This window comes from Polynucleobacter sp. HIN9, assembly GCF_030297635.1.
Lineage (GTDB): Bacteria > Pseudomonadota > Gammaproteobacteria > Burkholderiales > Burkholderiaceae > Polynucleobacter.
Map to the genome: position 1 here is coordinate 545,805 of NZ_AP028140.1, position 16,467 is coordinate 562,271.

Sequence of the window (16,467 nt, forward strand, 5' to 3'; positions counted from 1 at the left end):
ATGCCGGGATATCAACGCGTTCTACTGAAGTTATCGGGCGAGGCCCTAATGGGTGATGATGCCTATGGAATCAATCCGAAAACGATTGATTCCATGGTCACCGAAATCGCTGAGGTGGTTCAATTGGGCGTTGAAATCGCCATCGTGATTGGTGGCGGAAATATCTTTCGTGGTGTAGCAGGCGGTGCAGCTGGGATGGATCGGGCCACGGCTGATTACATGGGGATGTTGGCCACCATGATGAACTCGTTGGCCTTACAAGATGCGCTAAGACAAAAAGGCGTTGAGGCAAGAGTGCAGTCTGCTTTGCGAATGGATCAAGTGGTCGAGCCTTATATTCGGCCGCGAGCCATTCGAGCCATGAAAGAGGGCAAGGTTGTGATCTTTGCTGCTGGTACCGGTAACCCATTCTTTACAACTGATACTGCTGCCGCATTGCGTGCCGCCGAAATGGGTGTCGAGGTGATGCTCAAAGCAACTAAGGTGGATGGTATCTACAGCAGCGATCCTAATAAAGATCCAAGTGCCACGTTGTATTCCACTATTACTTTTGATGAGTGCCTCATTAAAAATCTTCAGGTGATGGATGCAACTGCATTTGCTTTATGCCGCGATCGAAAATTACCTATCCGCGTATTTTCGATCTTAAAACCAGGTGCATTATTAAGTGTTGTGCGGGGCGAGCCAGAAGGTACCCTAGTTCACGTTTAAAAGGAGAGTGGCATGTCGGCTGGACAAATAAAGACCAATGCAGATCAAAAAATGCAAAAGTCAATTGAGGCATTTAAAGCTAATCTCGCAAAAATCAGAACGGGTCGTGCCAACCCAGGCATTTTGGAACACCTGATGGTGGATTATTACGGTAATCCCACGCCAATCTCGCAAGTGGCTAATCTAGGGCTAGCCGATGCACGCACCATTAATGTGACCCCATGGGAAAAAAATATGGTCGCGGTGGTTGAGAAAGCGATTCGCGAATCAGACCTCGGTCTAAATCCAGCAACTCAGGGTACGGTGATTCGAGTGCCAATGCCCCCCTTAACTGAGGAGCGTCGCAAAGAGCTGACCAAAGTCGTGAAAGCAGAAGGCGAAGAGACTAAAGTAGCAATTCGGAATTTGCGACGTGATGCCAATGAGCATTTAAAACGTTTAACCAAAGATAAAGAGATCTCGGAAGATGATGAGCGTCGTGCTCAGGATGAGATCCAGAAACTGACCGATAAATTTGTGGCAGATGTGGATAAATTGGTCGTTGAGAAGGAAAAGGAAATCATGACGGTTTAACCGTCATGATTTGGTCACATGACCCAAGCAGCTACCAGCTCTACGCTTGCAGTTCCTGCCGTTGGTAGTGTTCCCAGGCATGTAGCCATCATCATGGATGGCAATGGTCGTTGGGCAACTAAAAGATTTATGCCGCGCGTAGCTGGGCATTCAGAAGGGCTTGAGGCGGTGCGTAAGGTGGTTGAGGAGTGCGTCAAGCAAAACGTTGAATACCTGACCTTATTTGCCTTCAGTTCAGAGAACTGGCGTAGACCCCCTGAGGAAGTGGGATTTTTAACAAAACTCTTTCTGAAATCCCTTCGTAAAGAGGTTGCTCGCCTTGCTGAAAATAATATTCGTCTGAAGATGATTGGTGACCTTAGTCGCTTTGGAAGTGCGATTACCGAAATGGTCGAGTTCTCGGAAGAAAAAACGAAAGATTGCAATCGCTTAACCCTGACGATTGCCGCTAATTACGGTGGGCGCTGGGATATCTTGCAAGCGATGCAAAAAGCACTAGCGCAAAACCTACATCTTGATCCAGATGGCATTTCTGAGGAGTGGTTGGCCCCCCATCTTTCGATGGCCTATGCACCCGAGCCTGATTTATTTATTCGTACGGGTGGTGAGCAGCGGGTTAGTAATTTCCTCTTGTGGCAATTGGCATATACCGAACTGTATTTCACAGATATTCTTTGGCCAGACTTTGATGCCGCTGAATTACAAAAAGCATTTCTTTGGTATGCCCAGCGGGAGCGTCGCTTTGGTCGCACCAGTGCCCAGCTAGCGGAAGGGTCCAACCCCATTTCCCTCTCCGATGCCGTCTAATTGGCATGCTTAAAACTCGGATCGTAACTGCCATCATCATGCTGGCCATTTTGTTGCCAGTATTGTTTTTGCTACCCCCAATCTATCTCTCTGGATTATTTTTATTAATCCTAGTGGCAGCGGCTTGGGAGTGGAGTCGCTTGATTGCTCCCAATGCATCGTATGCAGCCTATTTTTATGCACTGGTGTGCGCCATGGTTGTTCTTTTCCTATGGCTCTTTGCAATCCCTACGGTAGAAATCGCATTACTGAGTATCGCGCTTGCGTTTTGGATCATTGGTATGCCAATGATCTTGTCCCAAGGGATTCATCTTTCGCTGTCACGGTGGCGATTTATTTTTAGCGTTCTTGGTTTCATTATTTTGCCGAGCGCATGGCTATCTTTGGATTTGCTTCGTGAAATCGGCTTGGGGTGGTTATTAAGTGCTTTGATATTAGTTTGGCTCGCTGATATTGGCGCCTATTTTGTTGGCAAGTCCTTTGGTCGACGAAAGCTTGCAAGCCAAATTAGTCCAGGTAAGTCTGTGGAAGGGGCTCTCGGTGGCTTAGCCATATGTTTGGCGTACGCCATTGGCTGCGCACACTATTTACCGGTGAACGACACCCTATTTGGATCGTATCAATCGAAATGGGGCTGGGGCTGGATGCTTCTCATGACTGCAGTTTTGGTGGCTTACAGCATTATGGGAGATCTATTTGAGTCGCAACTCAAGCGGATCGCAAAAGTAAAGGACAGCAGCCATTTATTGCCAGGGCATGGTGGATTTTTAGATCGTGTCGATGCTTTACTGCCGGTCATGCCAATTGCTGCATTATTCTCGATAATAGTGAGAAGCTAAAAAAAGACTTTGCTTATGCACGACCCTATCGCCCGCAATCTCTGTATTTTAGGATCTACCGGATCAATCGGGATGAATACGCTTGATGTGGTTCGGGCTCATCGTGATCAATTTAGGGTAAGCGCGCTCACTGCTGGTCGGCAAATTGAACGTTTGGCAGAGCAGTGCTTGGAGTTCAGACCCAAGATCGCAGTGGTTCACTCGGCCGCTGATGCCAACACCCTAAAAGAATTACTCGAAGGTAAAGGCCTAACGATTGCTGTGCATCATGGTGAGGCGGGTCTCATTGCCGCAGTCTCAGAGAGCGACTGCGATACCGTGATGGCGGCTATTGTTGGTGCTGCGGGTCTTTTGCCCACCTTACGCGCGGCTGAGCTCGGTAAGCGGGTACTGCTTGCGAATAAAGAATCTCTAGTGATGTCCGGAGATATTTTTATGAATGCCGCAATCCGAGGTGGCGCAGAGTTATTGCCAATCGATAGTGAACACAATGCAATTTTTCAGTGCTTGCCGCCGCACTTTACCAGTCCAAAAAATACTTCGAGCATGAAAGAACGTTTGGGGGTTGAGGAAATTTGGTTAACGGCTTCTGGTGGACCCTTTCGAAATACCCCAATTGATCAGTTGGCTAATATCACGCCAGATCAGGCATGCGCTCATCCAAATTGGGTAATGGGCCGCAAAATTTCAGTTGATTCTGCAACCATGATGAACAAGGGCCTTGAGGTAATCGAGGCGCATTGGTTATTTGGATTGCCCCTCGAGCAAATTAAGGTGCTCATTCATCCGGAGAGCGTAGTGCACTCCATGGTGCGCTATCGAGATGGTTCGGTCATGGCTCAGCTCGGACAGCCAGATATGCGCACACCCATCGCATTTGGCTTGGCTTGGCCTAATCGAATTGATGCTGGTGTTGCGCCTCTCAATTTGACTCAGTTATCTGGTTTGCACTTTACCGAACCTGATCTTTTGCGTTTTCCCTGCTTAGGTCTTGCCTTTGCTGCTGCGAGGCAAGGGGGGACAAGCCCCACGGTTCTAAATGCTGCGAATGAGATTGCCGTCGCTGCATTTTTAGAAGGCCGCTTGCCATACTTGAAAATTGCGCAGGCCGTTGAGTTCGCGCTTAATCAGTTTCCCGGCCAAAAGGCAGGATCCTTGGATGAGGTTTTAACGGTTGATCGAGAGGCTCGCCTTAGAACCAGTGACTGGATTGCACGCCATTAAGCATGGAAGCGATTTCAACACTTCTTTATTTTTTAATCACCATTGGGATCTTGGTGAGTTTTCATGAATTTGGCCATTACAGCGCCGCTCGGATGTGCGGGGTGAAGGTGCTGCGGTTTGCAGTTGGCTTTGGCAAGCCACTTCTAACTCTGAAATCAAAATCTGGAACCGAATGGGTCATTGCCGCGATTCCTTTGGGCGGCTATGTGAAGCTTTTGGATGGACGTGATTCGGAGCAGCGGATATCGGCCGAGGAACAAGCGTTTGCCTTTGATACTCAGCCCTTATGGCAGCGCTCATTCATTGTGGCTGCCGGTCCGCTGGCGAACTTCTTATTGGCAATCATTCTGCTGGCGTTCATCTATATCAATGGCGTACCCCAATTACCTGCACAAATACAGGCGCCTGCTGAGCAAACCATGGCAGCCCAGTTGGATATGGAAAAGGGTGATGAGATTTTGGCTTGGAAGACTGCAGGCGATGACGAATTTATACCAATTGTGAGCTGGAATGATTTACGCTGGCGTTTATTGGATGCAATCACTGCGGAGCGTGGCTTCTCATTGGAGCTGGAGGCGGAGTCTGGTAAGCGCCACATCGTGGAATTTAAGGCAGATGCTCTGCCTCGTCTGTCACCGGGTACAGATCCCTTTGCGCGTTTGGGCATCCTACCCATTCCAGGCAAAGATGCCGATGGAGAGTCTACGTGGTTTGAGCTCCAGCTCGGTCCAATCGATTCTCTGGTTTATGCCAGTGAACGGGTTTGGTTGATTACCAAAGTCTCGACCCGAATGATGATTGGCTTAATTACCGGGGAGACCTCCTTAAAACAGCTAAGTGGTCCGATTAGTATTGCCGATATGGCGGGCAAATCGGCCCAGTTTGGCTGGCAATCCTTCGTTTCTTTTCTAGCACTTCTCAGTATTAGTATTGGATTGCTAAACCTCATCCCTTTACCAATGCTGGACGGTGGTCAGCTCCTGTATGATGCATGGGAGTTGGTCTCTGGAAAGCGCTTATCCACTCAGTTGCAAGCGGTTTTCCAGCGTTTTGGCTTTATATTAATTATTGCGCTCACACTATTTGCTGTATTTAACGATCTACAACGCTTATTTCTGTCTTCATGATCCGTTTTTCGTCACTTCCTAATCGCCTGATGCAATATTTAGCCTCGTGCTTTTGCATCATTTTGTTGGCCACTGCAGGATTGACTCAGTCAGCATTGGCTGCGGACTCATTTATCGTCAAAGACATTCGGATTGAGGGTTTGCAGCGGGTTGAGCCTGGTACCGTATTTAGCTATCTCCCCGTCCAAGTGGGTGAGCGTTTTACCCCTGAAAAGGCAGCTGATTCAATTAAAGCCTTGTATGCCACTGGATTTTTTCGGGATGTACAGATTCAGGCGCAAGGTGATGTCTTAATTGTGATTGTGGACGAGCGCCCCACGATTTCTCGTATTGAGTTCACGGGTATGAAGGAGTTTGACCCTGAAGTGGTCCGCAAATCATTGCGAAGCGTCGGGGTAGCTGACGCACGTTTTTATGACAAGGCCTTAATTGATAAAGCAGAGCAGGAGCTCAAGCGTCAATATGTGAGTAAGGGATTGTTTGCTGCTGAGGTGGTTACAACGGTTACCCCAGGAGCTCGTAATCAAGTGACGATCTTCTTCAATATTGATGAAGGACCAGTAGCCAAGATTAAAGAGATTAATTTCATCGGCAATAAGGTATTTAGTGAGAGTACTTTACGCAGTCAGATGCAGCTTCAAACCGGTGGTTGGTTATCGTGGTACTCCAAAGATAATTTGTACTCAAAGCAAAAGCTAACCGCTGACCTCGAGACCATTCGTTCGTATTACCTCAATCGGGGCTATCTCGAGTTTGTGATTGAATCCACCCAGGTTTCTATTACCCCCGATAAGCGCGATATCTATCTAACCATCAGTATTCGTGAAGGCAATAAATTTACTGTCAAGAACATTAGTCTTGCTGGGGAATTACTTGGCAAGGAAAAAGAGTTCCAGTCTCTATTGAAGATCAAAGCTGGCGATACTTTCTCCTCTGCAAAACTAGCGGAAAGTACCAAGGCCATCGCTGAGAAGTTGGGTTCGTATGGCTATGCCTTTGCGGTGATTAATCCGCAGCCCGATATCCGACGTGATTTAAACGAGGTGGATATTACGCTGGTCATTGATGCCGGTCGGCGCGTGTATGTGCGCAAAGTCGAAATTACAGGGAACTCAAAGACACGGGATCTGGTAATTCGGCGAGAAATGCGACAGTTTGAGAGTGCCTGGTTTGATAGTGAAAAGATCCGAATTTCGAAGGAGCGGATTGGTCGAACCGGCTATGTGAAGGATAGTGAAATCACCACTTCCGATGTTCCCGGCTCCCCCGATCAAGTCGATGTGAACGTGAAGGTTGAGGAAAAGCCAACGGGTGCGATTTCGATTGGTGCTGGATTTTCTTCTACTGAAAAGTTAATTCTGAGTGCAGGTATTAACCAAGAGAATGCGTTTGGAACTGGAACCAGTATTGGTCTTAATTTCTCGCTCGGTAAAATTAATCAATCCTTGGCACTATCACAATTTGACCCTTATTTTACTGAGGATGGTATTAGTCGTTACACCGACTTTTTCTATCGCTCCAATAAGCCGCTGTATTACGTGGGTGATCCTGACTATCAGATCAAGTCTTTTGGTACGAACTTGAAGTTTGGGGTGCCTTACACTGAGGTTGATCGGGTGTTCTATGGAACGGCGCTCGAGTTTTTTGATATTTACGTCACTCAAAATACCCCGCAACCCTACCAAACCTATGTACAGGATTGGGGTCAAACCATCCCCAGTCGTTTGCAAACCTACAATATTCCAGTGAATGTGGGCTGGGCGCGTGATGGTCGTGATAGCGCACTCATTCCATCAAAAGGTTCATTGCAACGCTTGTCTGCAGAGGTTGGAACACCATTGGGCAATCTTCTGTACTATCAGTTAAATGCCCAATATCAGCAATACCACTCATTTTCTAAAGGTAATATCTTGTCTTTTAATGGCGAGGTTGGTTATGGAGAAGCCTACGGTAATAAGCCATACCCCATTACCAAGAACTATTTCGTCGGCGGTATTGGATCAGTTAGGGGTTATGCCCCGGGTTCCTTGGGTCCAACTTATTTCAACACCACAACCGGTACCTTCTTGCCAACCGGCGGTCAATCGAAGATCGTTACCAATGTGGAATATACCTTCCCAGTCCCGGGTTCGGGGGCAGACAAAACCTTACGCCTCTTTACCTTTGCGGACGGCGGTAATGCCTTTCAGGACATCAATTTAGTCCTGAAATACTCTTACGGTGTTGGCTTGTCTTGGATTTCCCCATTGGGACCATTAAAATTTAGCTACGGCATACCGGTAAATGCACAGCCTACTGATAGAATCCAAAGATTGCAGTTCCAAGTGGGTACAGCGTTTTAATTGTAAGGAAAATGATGATGATTCAGGGATTAATGACCAAAGGGTCTAAATTAGTTATAACTGCATTCTTAACGGGTATTTGTTCTGTTGCTTTTGCCCAAGAGACTGCTCCTCGCATTGCGTTTGTGAACGCCGAAAAGATTTTTGTTGAGTCCAATATGGCAAAAGCAGCCCAATCGCGTTTGCAAAATGAGTTTGCGAAACGTCAGAATGAAATTCGGGATGGTGCTCAGAAAATTAAAGCCGCTGCTGAGAAATTAGATAAAGAGGCTGCCGTGATGCCTGAGGCTGAGAGAATTCGCAAGCAGAGGGAGTTGGCCGACTTTGACCGTGAGTTGCAACGCAAGAATCGCGAGTTAAACGATGATGCCAATCAACGTAATGCGGAAGAGCGAGCAAAAATTGCTGAAAAGGCTAATCTTGCCATTCGGCAGGTGGCTGAACAGCGTAAGATCGATGTGATTTTTCAAGAACCCCCAGCGTACCTCAATCCAAGACTTGATGTGACCGATGAGGTTATCAGGGTATTAAATAATCTGAAGTAATTCACATGCCAACTGCCATCGAGCTAGCCGAACAATTTCAAGTTAGCTTGGTGGGGGATGGTTCCCGATTATTGCGCGGGCTTGCTCCGCTTGAGCGAGCCCAATCTGACGAGCTTTCTTTTTTATCGAACCCTCTCTATCGCCAACAGGCACTTGATAGTGGTGCGGGTGCATTAATCGTCAGTGAAGCAGACCTAAAGTTCCTGCAAGGGCACTCTCAGACTACAAAGACTAGTTATCTGGTATCAAAAAATCCTTATGCCAGCTTCGCTAAGATGGCGCAGTGGTTTGCAAAGCAAAGTGCTCCAATCTACCCCCCTGGAATTAGTCCCATGGCGGTCGTGGATAAAACGGCCGTGATACCTGCCTCATGCCATATTGGACCCTTTGTGCAAATTGGCCCCGGTGTTCGTTTAGGAGAGCGTGTGGTTCTTCTGGGTCAAATTAGTATTGGTGAGGGCACTACATTAGGTGATGATTGCCTCATTTACCCCAACGTCACGATTTATCACGATTGCACAATTGGCGATCGTTGCATTATTCATAGCGGTGCCGTGATAGGGGCTGATGGTTTTGGCTTTGCCCCTGACTTTTCAGCACAGGGTGGTCAATGGCTCAAAATCCCACAAACAGGTGGGGTAAGGATTGGTCAGGATGTTGAAGTGGGGGCCTGCACGACGATTGATCGTGGTGCAATGGCGAATACCACGATTGGGGATGGTTGCAAGATCGATAACCAAGTCCAAATTGCGCACAACGTAGTGATTGGTGTTCATACCGTGATTGCTGGTTGTGCTGCCATCGCTGGCAGTACCACGATTGGTAATTACTGTGTGATTGGTGGCAATGCGAACTTTGCCGGTCATCTTCAGATTGCAGACCGCACCACCGTATCGGGTGGCACTCCCGTGATTCGTTCTATAACGGAGCCCGGTACGCACATTACCGGTGTATTCCCATCAATGCCCCATTCTGCCTGGGAGCGAAATGCAGCGATTTTGCGCGGACTGGATAAAATACGGGAGCGGATTCGAAGCCTTGAAGGTAAAGCATCCGATTCGGTTAGTAAACCCGATTAGTAACTTTTATGGACATGCTATGAGTCAAGCAGTGATTGATATTCACAAGATTCTGAAACTACTCCCCCATCGATATCCATTTTTGTTGGTCGATCGGGTCATTGAGTTAGATCCCGGAAAAACCATCAAAGCATTGAAAAATGTCACGATGAATGAGCCATTCTTTCAGGGTCATTTTCCAGATTTTCCGGTGATGCCAGGTGTCCTGATTATTGAAGCGCTAGCTCAAACCGCAGCACTCTTGACGTTTTCTGAAGAGCATGACCCGGAGGATGTGTATTACTTTGCTGGAATCGATGGCGCGCGTTTTAAACGGATCGTATTACCTGGTGATCAGCTCATCATGCACGCTACATTTGAGCGCGGTAAGGCTGGTATTTATAAGTTTCAGGTTAAAGCGACCGTCCAAGATGAATTAGCAGCTGAGGCATCCATTACCTGTGCGGTTCGAAAGAAGAGTGTGTAATGGCCACAATCCATGCAAGTGCCATCGTTGATTCCAAGGCGCAATTAGCCGATAACGTCGTTATCGGACCTTATGCTGTGATTGGGCCTCATGTCACCATGGGTTCAGGTTGCACGGTTGGTTCGCATTCCGTGATTGAAGGGCATACAAGCCTTGGACAAGATAACCGGATTGGTCACTTTGCAGCCATCGGCGGCGAACCGCAGGACATGAAATACCGTGGCGAGCCAACCCAATTGATCATTGGTGACCGCAATACGATTCGGGAGTTCACGACCATTCATACGGGTACTGCGCAAGATCAGGGCATCACTCGAATCGGCAATGACAATTGGATCATGGCTTATGTACATATTGCGCATGATTGCCAAATTGGTAATCACACCATCTTCTCAAGTAACGCCCAAATTGCCGGGCATGTTGAAGTAGGAGATTGGGCGATTCTGGGTGGAATGTCGGGTGTTCATCAGTTTGTTCGTATTGGGGCGCATGCGATGTTAGGTGGGGCCTCGGCACTTGTACAAGATATCCCCCCATTTGTGATGGCGGCGGGCGATAAAGCTGGACCCCATGGAATCAATGTCGAGGGCTTAAAGCGCCGCGGCTATTTACCGGAGGCGATTATGGAGCTCCGTAATGCCTATAAGGTTTTATACAAAGATGGGCTGAGTTTTGAAGAGGCAAAAGTTGCGATCGACGCCATGGCAAAGCAGCAAGCGGATGTCAAAACCCAAGAAGCCTTGCTTCAGTTTCATCAATTCTTAGCCGCCTCCAGTCGCGGCATTATCCGGTAACTGATTTTGCCGAGTCTGGCTTGTGTTGCAGGAGAGCCGTCTGGGGATTTAATCGCAGCCCCTGCGCTTTCAGCCCTAAAGCAAATACCGTACACTCGCGATCTTAGGATGTTTGGGATTGGCGGGCCAGCGATGCAAGCAGAAGGTTTTATCTCCCGTTGGCCGATGGAGACCTTAAGTGTGCGTGGATATGTTGAAGCGCTTGCGCAACTACCTGCTATTTTGCGATTACGCTCCGAGTTGCTGCACTATCTTTTAAAGGTCGAGCGGCCTGATATCTTTCTAGGCATTGATGCGCCTGACTTTAATCTGGGGGTCGAGACCCGCTTAAAGCAGCATGGAGTCCCAACGCTTCATTTAGTCTCCCCATCCATTTGGGCTTGGCGAGGTGGCCGCATTCATAAAATTGCTCGTGCGGTCGATCGGGTTCTGTGCCTGTTTCCATTTGAGCCAGAGATTTATGAGAGGGCTGGGATTGCTGCAAGCTATGTTGGTCACCCCTTAGCCAGCGAGATCCCAGAAATTGTGGATCAAGCTGCAGCAAAGAACGATTTAGGTATTGATGGCATCACTATTGCGGTGTTACCAGGCAGTCGTCAGTCGGAGATTGAGTTAATCGGCCCACTATTTTTTGAGACCATCAGCATTCTTGCAAAGCAATTGGAGGGCCAGAAGGTTCATTTTGTTCTTCCTATTGCCGCACCTCATTTACGACCTGCCATTGAGCGTTTACAGCAGCAACTCCTAGCCAGTCATCCCGATGTCCAATTGATCCTATTGGACGGAGATGCTAACCTGGCATTAGCCGCTGCCGATGTGGTCTTGATCGCCAGCGGGACCGCAACCCTACAAGCGGCGCTTTGGAAAAAACCCATGGTGATTTCATATAAGGTGCCTTGGCTAACTGCCCAGATTATGAAACGACAAGGGTACTTGCCATACGTGGGTTTGCCTAATATTCTGTGTGGCGAGTTTGTGGTGCCCGAGCTTTTACAAAATGCAGCCAAACCCGAGGCCTTGGCTCGTGAAGTGATGCATTGGCTGAGCCACCCCGCAGCCGTTCAAAAACTTCAAAAGCGTTTTGAAGAGCTGCATCGAATACTGAAGAGGCCAACTGGGCTTTTAGTGGCCCAAGCAGTTGAGCAAACTCTGCGTGAGAGAGCATAGTTCACCATGAGTATTTGGATTTGCGGAGTTGATGAAGCAGGGCGCGGTCCATTGGTTGGTGCAGTTGTCGCTGGAGCGGTCGTACTGGATCCCCGGCAACCCATTATTGGACTTAAAGACTCAAAAAAGTTAAGCCCTGCCAAGCGTGAAGTGCTTTATGCTGAAATTGTGTCAAAGGCAAGGGCTTGGGGTATTGGCGAAGCATCCCCCCAAGAGATTGATGAGCTCAATATCTTGCAAGCGACCATGTTAGCCATGCAACGAGCGATACAGTCCCTAGTTGATCGAATGGGTGAGTGGCCAAGCGAAGCGCTCATCGATGGTAATCGTTGCCCATCCCTACCTATACCAGCGCGTGCAATTATTCAGGGAGACGCAAAAGAGCCGGCCATTTCAGCTGCATCGATCTTGGCTAAAGTGCATCGCGATCAACAGATGCAAATCCTGCATGAACAATTTCCTCAATATGGCTTTAATCAGCATATGGGCTATCCCACCGAGGCCCATATTGCAGCCCTTAAACACTATGGCCCATGCGCGGATCATCGACGCTCCTTTGGGCCGGTTCGGGAGCTCATCAATGCATAACTCCAAGGGTGTTATTTCTTCTAAAGAAAATCATTTGCTCAAGCGCATTCGTCAACTTCAGCAAGCGGGTAGCAAGGGGCAGAAGGCTCGCCAGGAGTATCAGCTTGCGGTCATGGAAGGCATCCATTTACTCCAAGTCTGGCAAGGCGACCCGCGTTTACAGAGCATCCTGACTACTCCATCAGCACTCGCAAATACAGAGATTGCAGCGATTATTGATGTTCATTGTGAGCAATGCCCAGAAGTTGAGATCCAGCTGCTTGATGAGTCTTTATGGTCCTCTATCAGCGAGCTAGAGAATGCTCCGCAAATCATGGGCTTAGTTCGCCTTGAATCTCCAAAGTCTACTGCAAAGAATCTGCTCGGTGACACTGTAATTCTGGATGCTATTCAGGATGCTGGGAATGTCGGAACGATTTTGCGTACCGCTTTGGCTTGTAATTTCAATCAAATTGTGTGTACGGTTGGAACCGCCCATATTTGGTCGCCGAAGGTGCTTCGTGCGGCCATGGGAGCACATCGTTACCTGACTTTTTATGAGGCACAAAGCATCGATGATGTGACCAGTAATATTGAGGCACCCTTATTGGCAACGACCATGACTGCCGAGCGCTCACTGTACTCTATTGAAGCGCGTCTACAAAAGCCGGTTGCTTGGGTATTTGGTAATGAGGGACAAGGGGTCTCCCCAGAGCTCTTGGGACAAGCCACTCCAATTCGGGTTCCCCAAAATCCACAGCTGGAGTCTTTAAATGTGGCGAGCACCGCCGCCATTTGTTTGTATGAAACCCTGCGGGCCCGAGGGCAATTTAATTCCTGAGCCTTGCTAGCCAAGGATGGTTTTATCAGAACGAATGGCCTGAAGGATGGTGGTTGCAATCTCTTCAATTGATTTGCTAGTGGTCGAGACCCACGGAATGGACTCGCGTCGCATCATGGCAGTGGCTTCATTAATCTCATATCGACAGTTTTCTAGCTTGGCATAGTTGCTTCCCGGCCGGCGTTCATTCCGGATCTCAGAGAGGCGTTCGGGGTCGATCGTTAAACCAAAAATCTTTTGTTTATGAGAGAGAAGATCTTTGGGCAGCTGGCCGCGCTCAAAATCTTCGGGGATTAAGGGGTAGTTGGCTGCCTTTAATCCATACTGCATCGCCAAATAAAGGCTAGTTGGTGTTTTACCAACCCGAGATACGCCCACCAGAATTACATTCGCATCGACCAGATTTTGATTGGACTGGCCATCGTCATGGGCTAAGGAATAATTAATCGCTTCAATCCGGTTTTTATAAGCATCCGTATCAGCATTGTGATGTAGGCGATTGATTGCATGGGTTGAGCGCATTCCTAGTGTTTGTTCAAGGGGCGCCACAAAGGTTTGGAACATATCAAGCACCAGGGCTTTGGCTTGCCCAACGATCTGATTTACCTCCGGATTGACAAGGGTGGTAAAAACAATCGCTTCGCCATACTTGGGATCGGTGCCATTAATTTGAGATACCGCGTCATGCGCTTTATCTACAGTATCGACAAAAGGAATACGAACCTGTCGAAAGCTAGCCTCGAACTGCGCTAGGATCGATTGACTAAAGTTTTCAGCGGTAATACCCGTTCCATCAGAGACGATGTAAACAATGCGAGGTAGAGTATTGGCCGGAAGAGTCATGGTGGTTATTGCGATAAAGATTGATTAAAAAATAGGCAAATTAAGGTCCAGTAATACAATATTGATCATTCAAGTATGCCCGATTTTAGGGGCAACGCTTTAGTCAGTTTTTTAACTTTACGAGAGTCTTTATGTCTATGCAAAATAAGCAAAACGCCTATGTTTTGCCTTTTGAGGAGCTGCGTGTCGGCGATGTTGAGTCGGTAGGCGGTAAAAATTCCTCACTGGGTGAAATGATTTCACAATTGGCATCTGCAGGGGTCCGTGTGCCAACCGGTTTTGCCACCACATCCATCGCATTTCGGGATTTCTTAAAACACAATCAACTCGATCAAAAAATTTCAGAGCGGCTTGCCAAGCTCAATGTTGATGACGTTCGTGCTTTGGCAGAAGCGGGTGCGCAGATTCGTTCGTGGATCGAAGGAGCTGCCTTTCAACCTCAGTTAGAGGCCGAAATACGAGCAGCTTTTCAAAAACTCGATGCATCCGGCAAAGGATCGTTTGCGGTCCGCTCTTCGGCAACGGCTGAGGACCTACCTGACGCTTCATTTGCAGGTCAGCAAGAAACCTTTTTGAACGTATCGGGTATTGATGATGTATTAAAAAAGATCCGTGAGGTGTTTGCATCCCTGTATAACGATCGTGCGATTTCCTACCGTGTCCACAAAGGATTTGCCCATGCAGATGTGGCTCTTTCTGCGGGTGTGCAGCGTATGGTGCGCTCAGACCTTGGAGCGGCAGGCGTGATGTTCACTCTCGATACAGAGTCTGGCTTTCCAGGAGTGGTTTTTATTACCTCAAGCTATGGCTTGGGCGAGACCGTCGTGCAGGGTGCAGTTAATCCCGATGAGTTTTATGTTTTCAAAGAGACTCTTGCAAAAGGTAAAAAAGCGATTATCCGGAAGTCGTTAGGATCGAAATTAATTCAGATGCAATTTGCTCCCCAGGGATCCGCAGAGCGTGTACAAACTGTTGAGGTGGGCCCTGAAGAACGCAATCGTTTCTCGATTACTGATGAAGATGTTACTGAGCTTGCCAAGTATGCAGTCATTATCGAGAAGCACTATGGTCGACCCATGGATATCGAATGGGGCAAAGACGGTGTGGATGGCAAGATCTACATCCTTCAAGCCCGTCCAGAGACCGTGAAGAGCCAAGCGGCAGATCAAGTGGAACTTCGCTATCGCTTAAAGGGAAATTCAAAAGTCATTACAACCGGCCGAGCCATTGGTCAAAAAATTGGAGGCGGTCCGGTACGTGTGATTCGGGACGCCAGCGAAATGGATCGGGTTCAGCCTGGCGATGTTTTGGTGGCTGATATGACCGACCCAAATTGGGAGCCCGTCATGAAGCGGGCCTCAGCGATTGTTACCAATCGAGGTGGCAGAACCTGCCATGCCGCGATTATTGCGCGCGAGTTGGGGGTCCCTGCAGTTGTGGGCTGTAGTAATGCAACCGATGTCTTACAAGATGGTGCGGTTGTTACTGTTTCGTGCGCCGAGGGTGATGAAGGACGCATTTATGACGGTCTGATTGAAACCGAGGTTACTGAGGTAAAGCGCGGAGTTCTGCCAGACATACCAGTCAAGATCACCATGAACATCGGCAACCCTCAATTAGCGTTTGATTTCTGCCAACTGCCGAATGCAGGGGTTGGCCTAGCTCGTCTGGAATTCATTATCAACAATTACATTGGCGTGCATCCCCGCGCAGTGTTGGAATACCCCAATATTGACGCTGATCTAAAGCGAGCAGTGGAGAGTGTAGCGCGTGGCTATTCAAGTCCTCGAGCATTTTATGAGGATAAATTAGTTGAAGGTGTGGCAACGATTGCTGCGGCTTTCTATCCCAAGCCAGTGATTGTGCGCCTGTCAGACTTTAAGTCCAACGAGTATAAGAAGTTGATTGGTGGGTCTCGTTACGAGCCAGATGAAGAGAATCCCATGCTCGGTTTTCGGGGGGCATCGCGGTATGTGTCGGAGGATTTTGGCGAGGCCTTTGCTCTTGAATGCGCGGCGATGAAGCGGGTGCGCGAGGAAATGGGCTTAGATAATGTTGAGATCATGGTGCCATTTGTGCGCACGATTGCCCAGGCAAAGCGCGTGATTGACATGATGGCTAAGTTTGGTCTGCAACGTGGAGTGAATGGCCTGAAATTGATCATGATGTGCGAGATTCCATCGAATGCCATTCTGGCCGATCAATTCTTGGAGTATTTTGATGGCTTCTCGATTGGTTCAAACGATATGACCCAGTTAACCTTGGGGCTTGATCGCGACTCTGGCATGGAGCTCTTAGCGATTGATTTCGATGAGCGCGATCCTGCGGTGGAGTTCATGATCGAGCGCTCGATTGATGCCTGCGTCAAACAAGGCAAGTATGTCGGTATTTGTGGACAGGGCCCGTCTGATCATCCAGACTTTGCCAAGTGGCTGGTCAAAAAAGGAATCACCTCAATCTCACTCAACCCAGATAGTGTCGTACAAACCTGGGAGTTTTTGGCGAATAACGGATCCTAGGCTCGATCCAATGAGACCAATAA

At 48.3% G+C, this 16,467-nt stretch carries 16 protein-coding genes; 15 read left to right on the plus strand and 1 reads right to left on the minus strand.

Annotated elements, in window-relative coordinates; translation table 11 throughout:
* The 14 genes from pyrH to QUE62_RS02885 are packed head-to-tail and all read left to right on the plus strand — an operon-like array spanning window position 1 to window position 13,082.
* Entirely contained in the window at window positions 1-711 is a 711-nt protein-coding gene (pyrH, locus tag QUE62_RS02820; RefSeq protein WP_286224330.1) for a UMP kinase, read from the plus strand.
* Between the two features lie 12 nt (window positions 712-723).
* Entirely contained in the window at window positions 724-1,284 is a 561-nt protein-coding gene (frr, locus tag QUE62_RS02825; protein ID WP_108508077.1) for a ribosome recycling factor, read from the plus strand.
* An 18-nt stretch (window positions 1,285-1,302) separates the two neighbouring features.
* Window positions 1,303-2,091 carry a polyprenyl diphosphate synthase gene (gene uppS, locus QUE62_RS02830; RefSeq protein ID WP_286227163.1) on the plus strand — a complete coding sequence of 263 codons (789 nt, stop codon included), beginning with the start codon at window positions 1,303-1,305 and terminating at the stop codon, window positions 2,089-2,091.
* A gap of 5 nt (window positions 2,092-2,096) precedes the next feature.
* Entirely contained in the window at window positions 2,097-2,930 is an 834-nt protein-coding gene (locus tag QUE62_RS02835; protein ID WP_286262147.1) for a phosphatidate cytidylyltransferase, read from the plus strand.
* Window positions 2,931-2,945: 15 nt separating this feature from the next.
* Entirely contained in the window at window positions 2,946-4,154 is a 1,209-nt protein-coding gene (gene ispC, locus QUE62_RS02840) for a 1-deoxy-D-xylulose-5-phosphate reductoisomerase (RefSeq protein ID WP_286224333.1), read from the plus strand.
* A 2-nt stretch (window positions 4,155-4,156) separates the two neighbouring features.
* Window positions 4,157-5,281, plus strand: a complete 1,125-nt coding sequence (locus QUE62_RS02845) for a M50 family metallopeptidase (RefSeq protein ID WP_286262152.1) — start codon at window positions 4,157-4,159, stop codon at window positions 5,279-5,281.
* Between the two features lie 29 nt (window positions 5,282-5,310).
* Window positions 5,311-7,623, plus strand: coding sequence for an outer membrane protein assembly factor BamA (gene bamA, locus QUE62_RS02850; protein ID WP_286262154.1), 2,313 nt, complete (start codon window positions 5,311-5,313; stop codon window positions 7,621-7,623).
* 11 nt (window positions 7,624-7,634) lie between these two features.
* A complete protein-coding gene (locus QUE62_RS02855) occupies window positions 7,635-8,168 on the plus strand; it encodes an OmpH/Skp family outer membrane protein (RefSeq protein WP_286224336.1) in 534 nt (177 codons plus the stop codon).
* A gap of 5 nt (window positions 8,169-8,173) precedes the next feature.
* Window positions 8,174-9,247 (plus strand): UDP-3-O-(3-hydroxymyristoyl)glucosamine N-acyltransferase, encoded by a 1,074-nt coding sequence (gene lpxD / locus QUE62_RS02860; protein ID WP_286262156.1) that lies wholly within the window; start codon window positions 8,174-8,176, stop codon window positions 9,245-9,247.
* Between the two features lie 19 nt (window positions 9,248-9,266).
* Window positions 9,267-9,713 carry a 3-hydroxyacyl-ACP dehydratase FabZ gene (gene fabZ, locus QUE62_RS02865; protein ID WP_286224339.1) on the plus strand — a complete coding sequence of 149 codons (447 nt, stop codon included), beginning with the start codon at window positions 9,267-9,269 and terminating at the stop codon, window positions 9,711-9,713.
* Window positions 9,713-10,507: an acyl-ACP--UDP-N-acetylglucosamine O-acyltransferase gene (lpxA, locus tag QUE62_RS02870; protein ID WP_286225855.1), complete on the plus strand. Its 795-nt coding sequence runs from the start codon at window positions 9,713-9,715 to the stop codon at window positions 10,505-10,507. Before fabZ ends, lpxA begins: the two co-directional genes overlap by 1 nt.
* 6 nt (window positions 10,508-10,513) lie before the next feature.
* The gene (gene lpxB / locus QUE62_RS02875; protein WP_286224341.1) at window positions 10,514-11,674 is read left to right on the plus strand and encodes a lipid-A-disaccharide synthase; all 1,161 of its coding nucleotides are present in this window, start codon (window positions 10,514-10,516) and stop codon (window positions 11,672-11,674) included.
* 6 nt (window positions 11,675-11,680) lie between these two features.
* Window positions 11,681-12,262, plus strand: coding sequence for a ribonuclease HII (gene rnhB, locus QUE62_RS02880; protein ID WP_286224342.1), 582 nt, complete (start codon window positions 11,681-11,683; stop codon window positions 12,260-12,262).
* Window positions 12,255-13,082, plus strand: a complete 828-nt coding sequence (locus tag QUE62_RS02885; RefSeq protein WP_286224343.1) for a TrmH family RNA methyltransferase — start codon at window positions 12,255-12,257, stop codon at window positions 13,080-13,082. Before rnhB ends, QUE62_RS02885 begins: the two co-directional genes overlap by 8 nt.
* 6 nt (window positions 13,083-13,088) lie before the next feature.
* Here the strand turns inward: QUE62_RS02885 and ppsR are convergent, their stop codons facing one another.
* Entirely contained in the window at window positions 13,089-13,925 is an 837-nt protein-coding gene (gene ppsR / locus QUE62_RS02890) for a posphoenolpyruvate synthetase regulatory kinase/phosphorylase PpsR (RefSeq protein ID WP_286262158.1), read from the minus strand.
* A 131-nt stretch (window positions 13,926-14,056) separates the two neighbouring features.
* Here ppsR and ppsA point away from each other — a divergent pair, with 131 nt between their 5' ends.
* Window positions 14,057-16,444 carry a phosphoenolpyruvate synthase gene (gene ppsA / locus QUE62_RS02895; protein WP_286262159.1) on the plus strand — a complete coding sequence of 796 codons (2,388 nt, stop codon included), beginning with the start codon at window positions 14,057-14,059 and terminating at the stop codon, window positions 16,442-16,444.
* Window positions 16,445-16,467 lie beyond the last annotated feature (23 nt).

Excerpts from the sequence above, each read along its gene's own strand:
- bamA (WP_286262154.1), top strand. The coding sequence starts at position 5,311 with ATGCAATATTTAGCCTCGTGCTTTTGCATCATTTTGTTGGCCACTGCA.
- ppsR (WP_286262158.1), bottom strand. The coding sequence starts at position 13,925 with ATGACTCTTCCGGCCAATACTCTACCTCGCATTGTTTACATCGTCTCT.
- uppS (WP_286227163.1), top strand. The coding sequence starts at position 1,303 with ATGACCCAAGCAGCTACCAGCTCTACGCTTGCAGTTCCTGCCGTTGGT.
- QUE62_RS02835 (WP_286262147.1), top strand. The coding sequence starts at position 2,097 with ATGCTTAAAACTCGGATCGTAACTGCCATCATCATGCTGGCCATTTTG.
- lpxA (WP_286225855.1), top strand. The coding sequence starts at position 9,713 with ATGGCCACAATCCATGCAAGTGCCATCGTTGATTCCAAGGCGCAATTA.
- ispC (WP_286224333.1), top strand. The coding sequence starts at position 2,946 with ATGCACGACCCTATCGCCCGCAATCTCTGTATTTTAGGATCTACCGGA.
- ppsA (WP_286262159.1), top strand. The coding sequence starts at position 14,057 with ATGTCTATGCAAAATAAGCAAAACGCCTATGTTTTGCCTTTTGAGGAG.
- frr (WP_108508077.1), top strand. The coding sequence starts at position 724 with ATGTCGGCTGGACAAATAAAGACCAATGCAGATCAAAAAATGCAAAAG.
- QUE62_RS02855 (WP_286224336.1), top strand. The coding sequence starts at position 7,635 with ATGATGATGATTCAGGGATTAATGACCAAAGGGTCTAAATTAGTTATA.
- lpxD (WP_286262156.1), top strand. The coding sequence starts at position 8,174 with ATGCCAACTGCCATCGAGCTAGCCGAACAATTTCAAGTTAGCTTGGTG.
- QUE62_RS02845 (WP_286262152.1), top strand. The coding sequence starts at position 4,157 with ATGGAAGCGATTTCAACACTTCTTTATTTTTTAATCACCATTGGGATC.
- fabZ (WP_286224339.1), top strand. The coding sequence starts at position 9,267 with ATGAGTCAAGCAGTGATTGATATTCACAAGATTCTGAAACTACTCCCC.
- QUE62_RS02885 (WP_286224343.1), top strand. The coding sequence starts at position 12,255 with ATGCATAACTCCAAGGGTGTTATTTCTTCTAAAGAAAATCATTTGCTC.
- pyrH (WP_286224330.1), top strand. The coding sequence starts at position 1 with ATGCCGGGATATCAACGCGTTCTACTGAAGTTATCGGGCGAGGCCCTA.
- rnhB (WP_286224342.1), top strand. The coding sequence starts at position 11,681 with ATGAGTATTTGGATTTGCGGAGTTGATGAAGCAGGGCGCGGTCCATTG.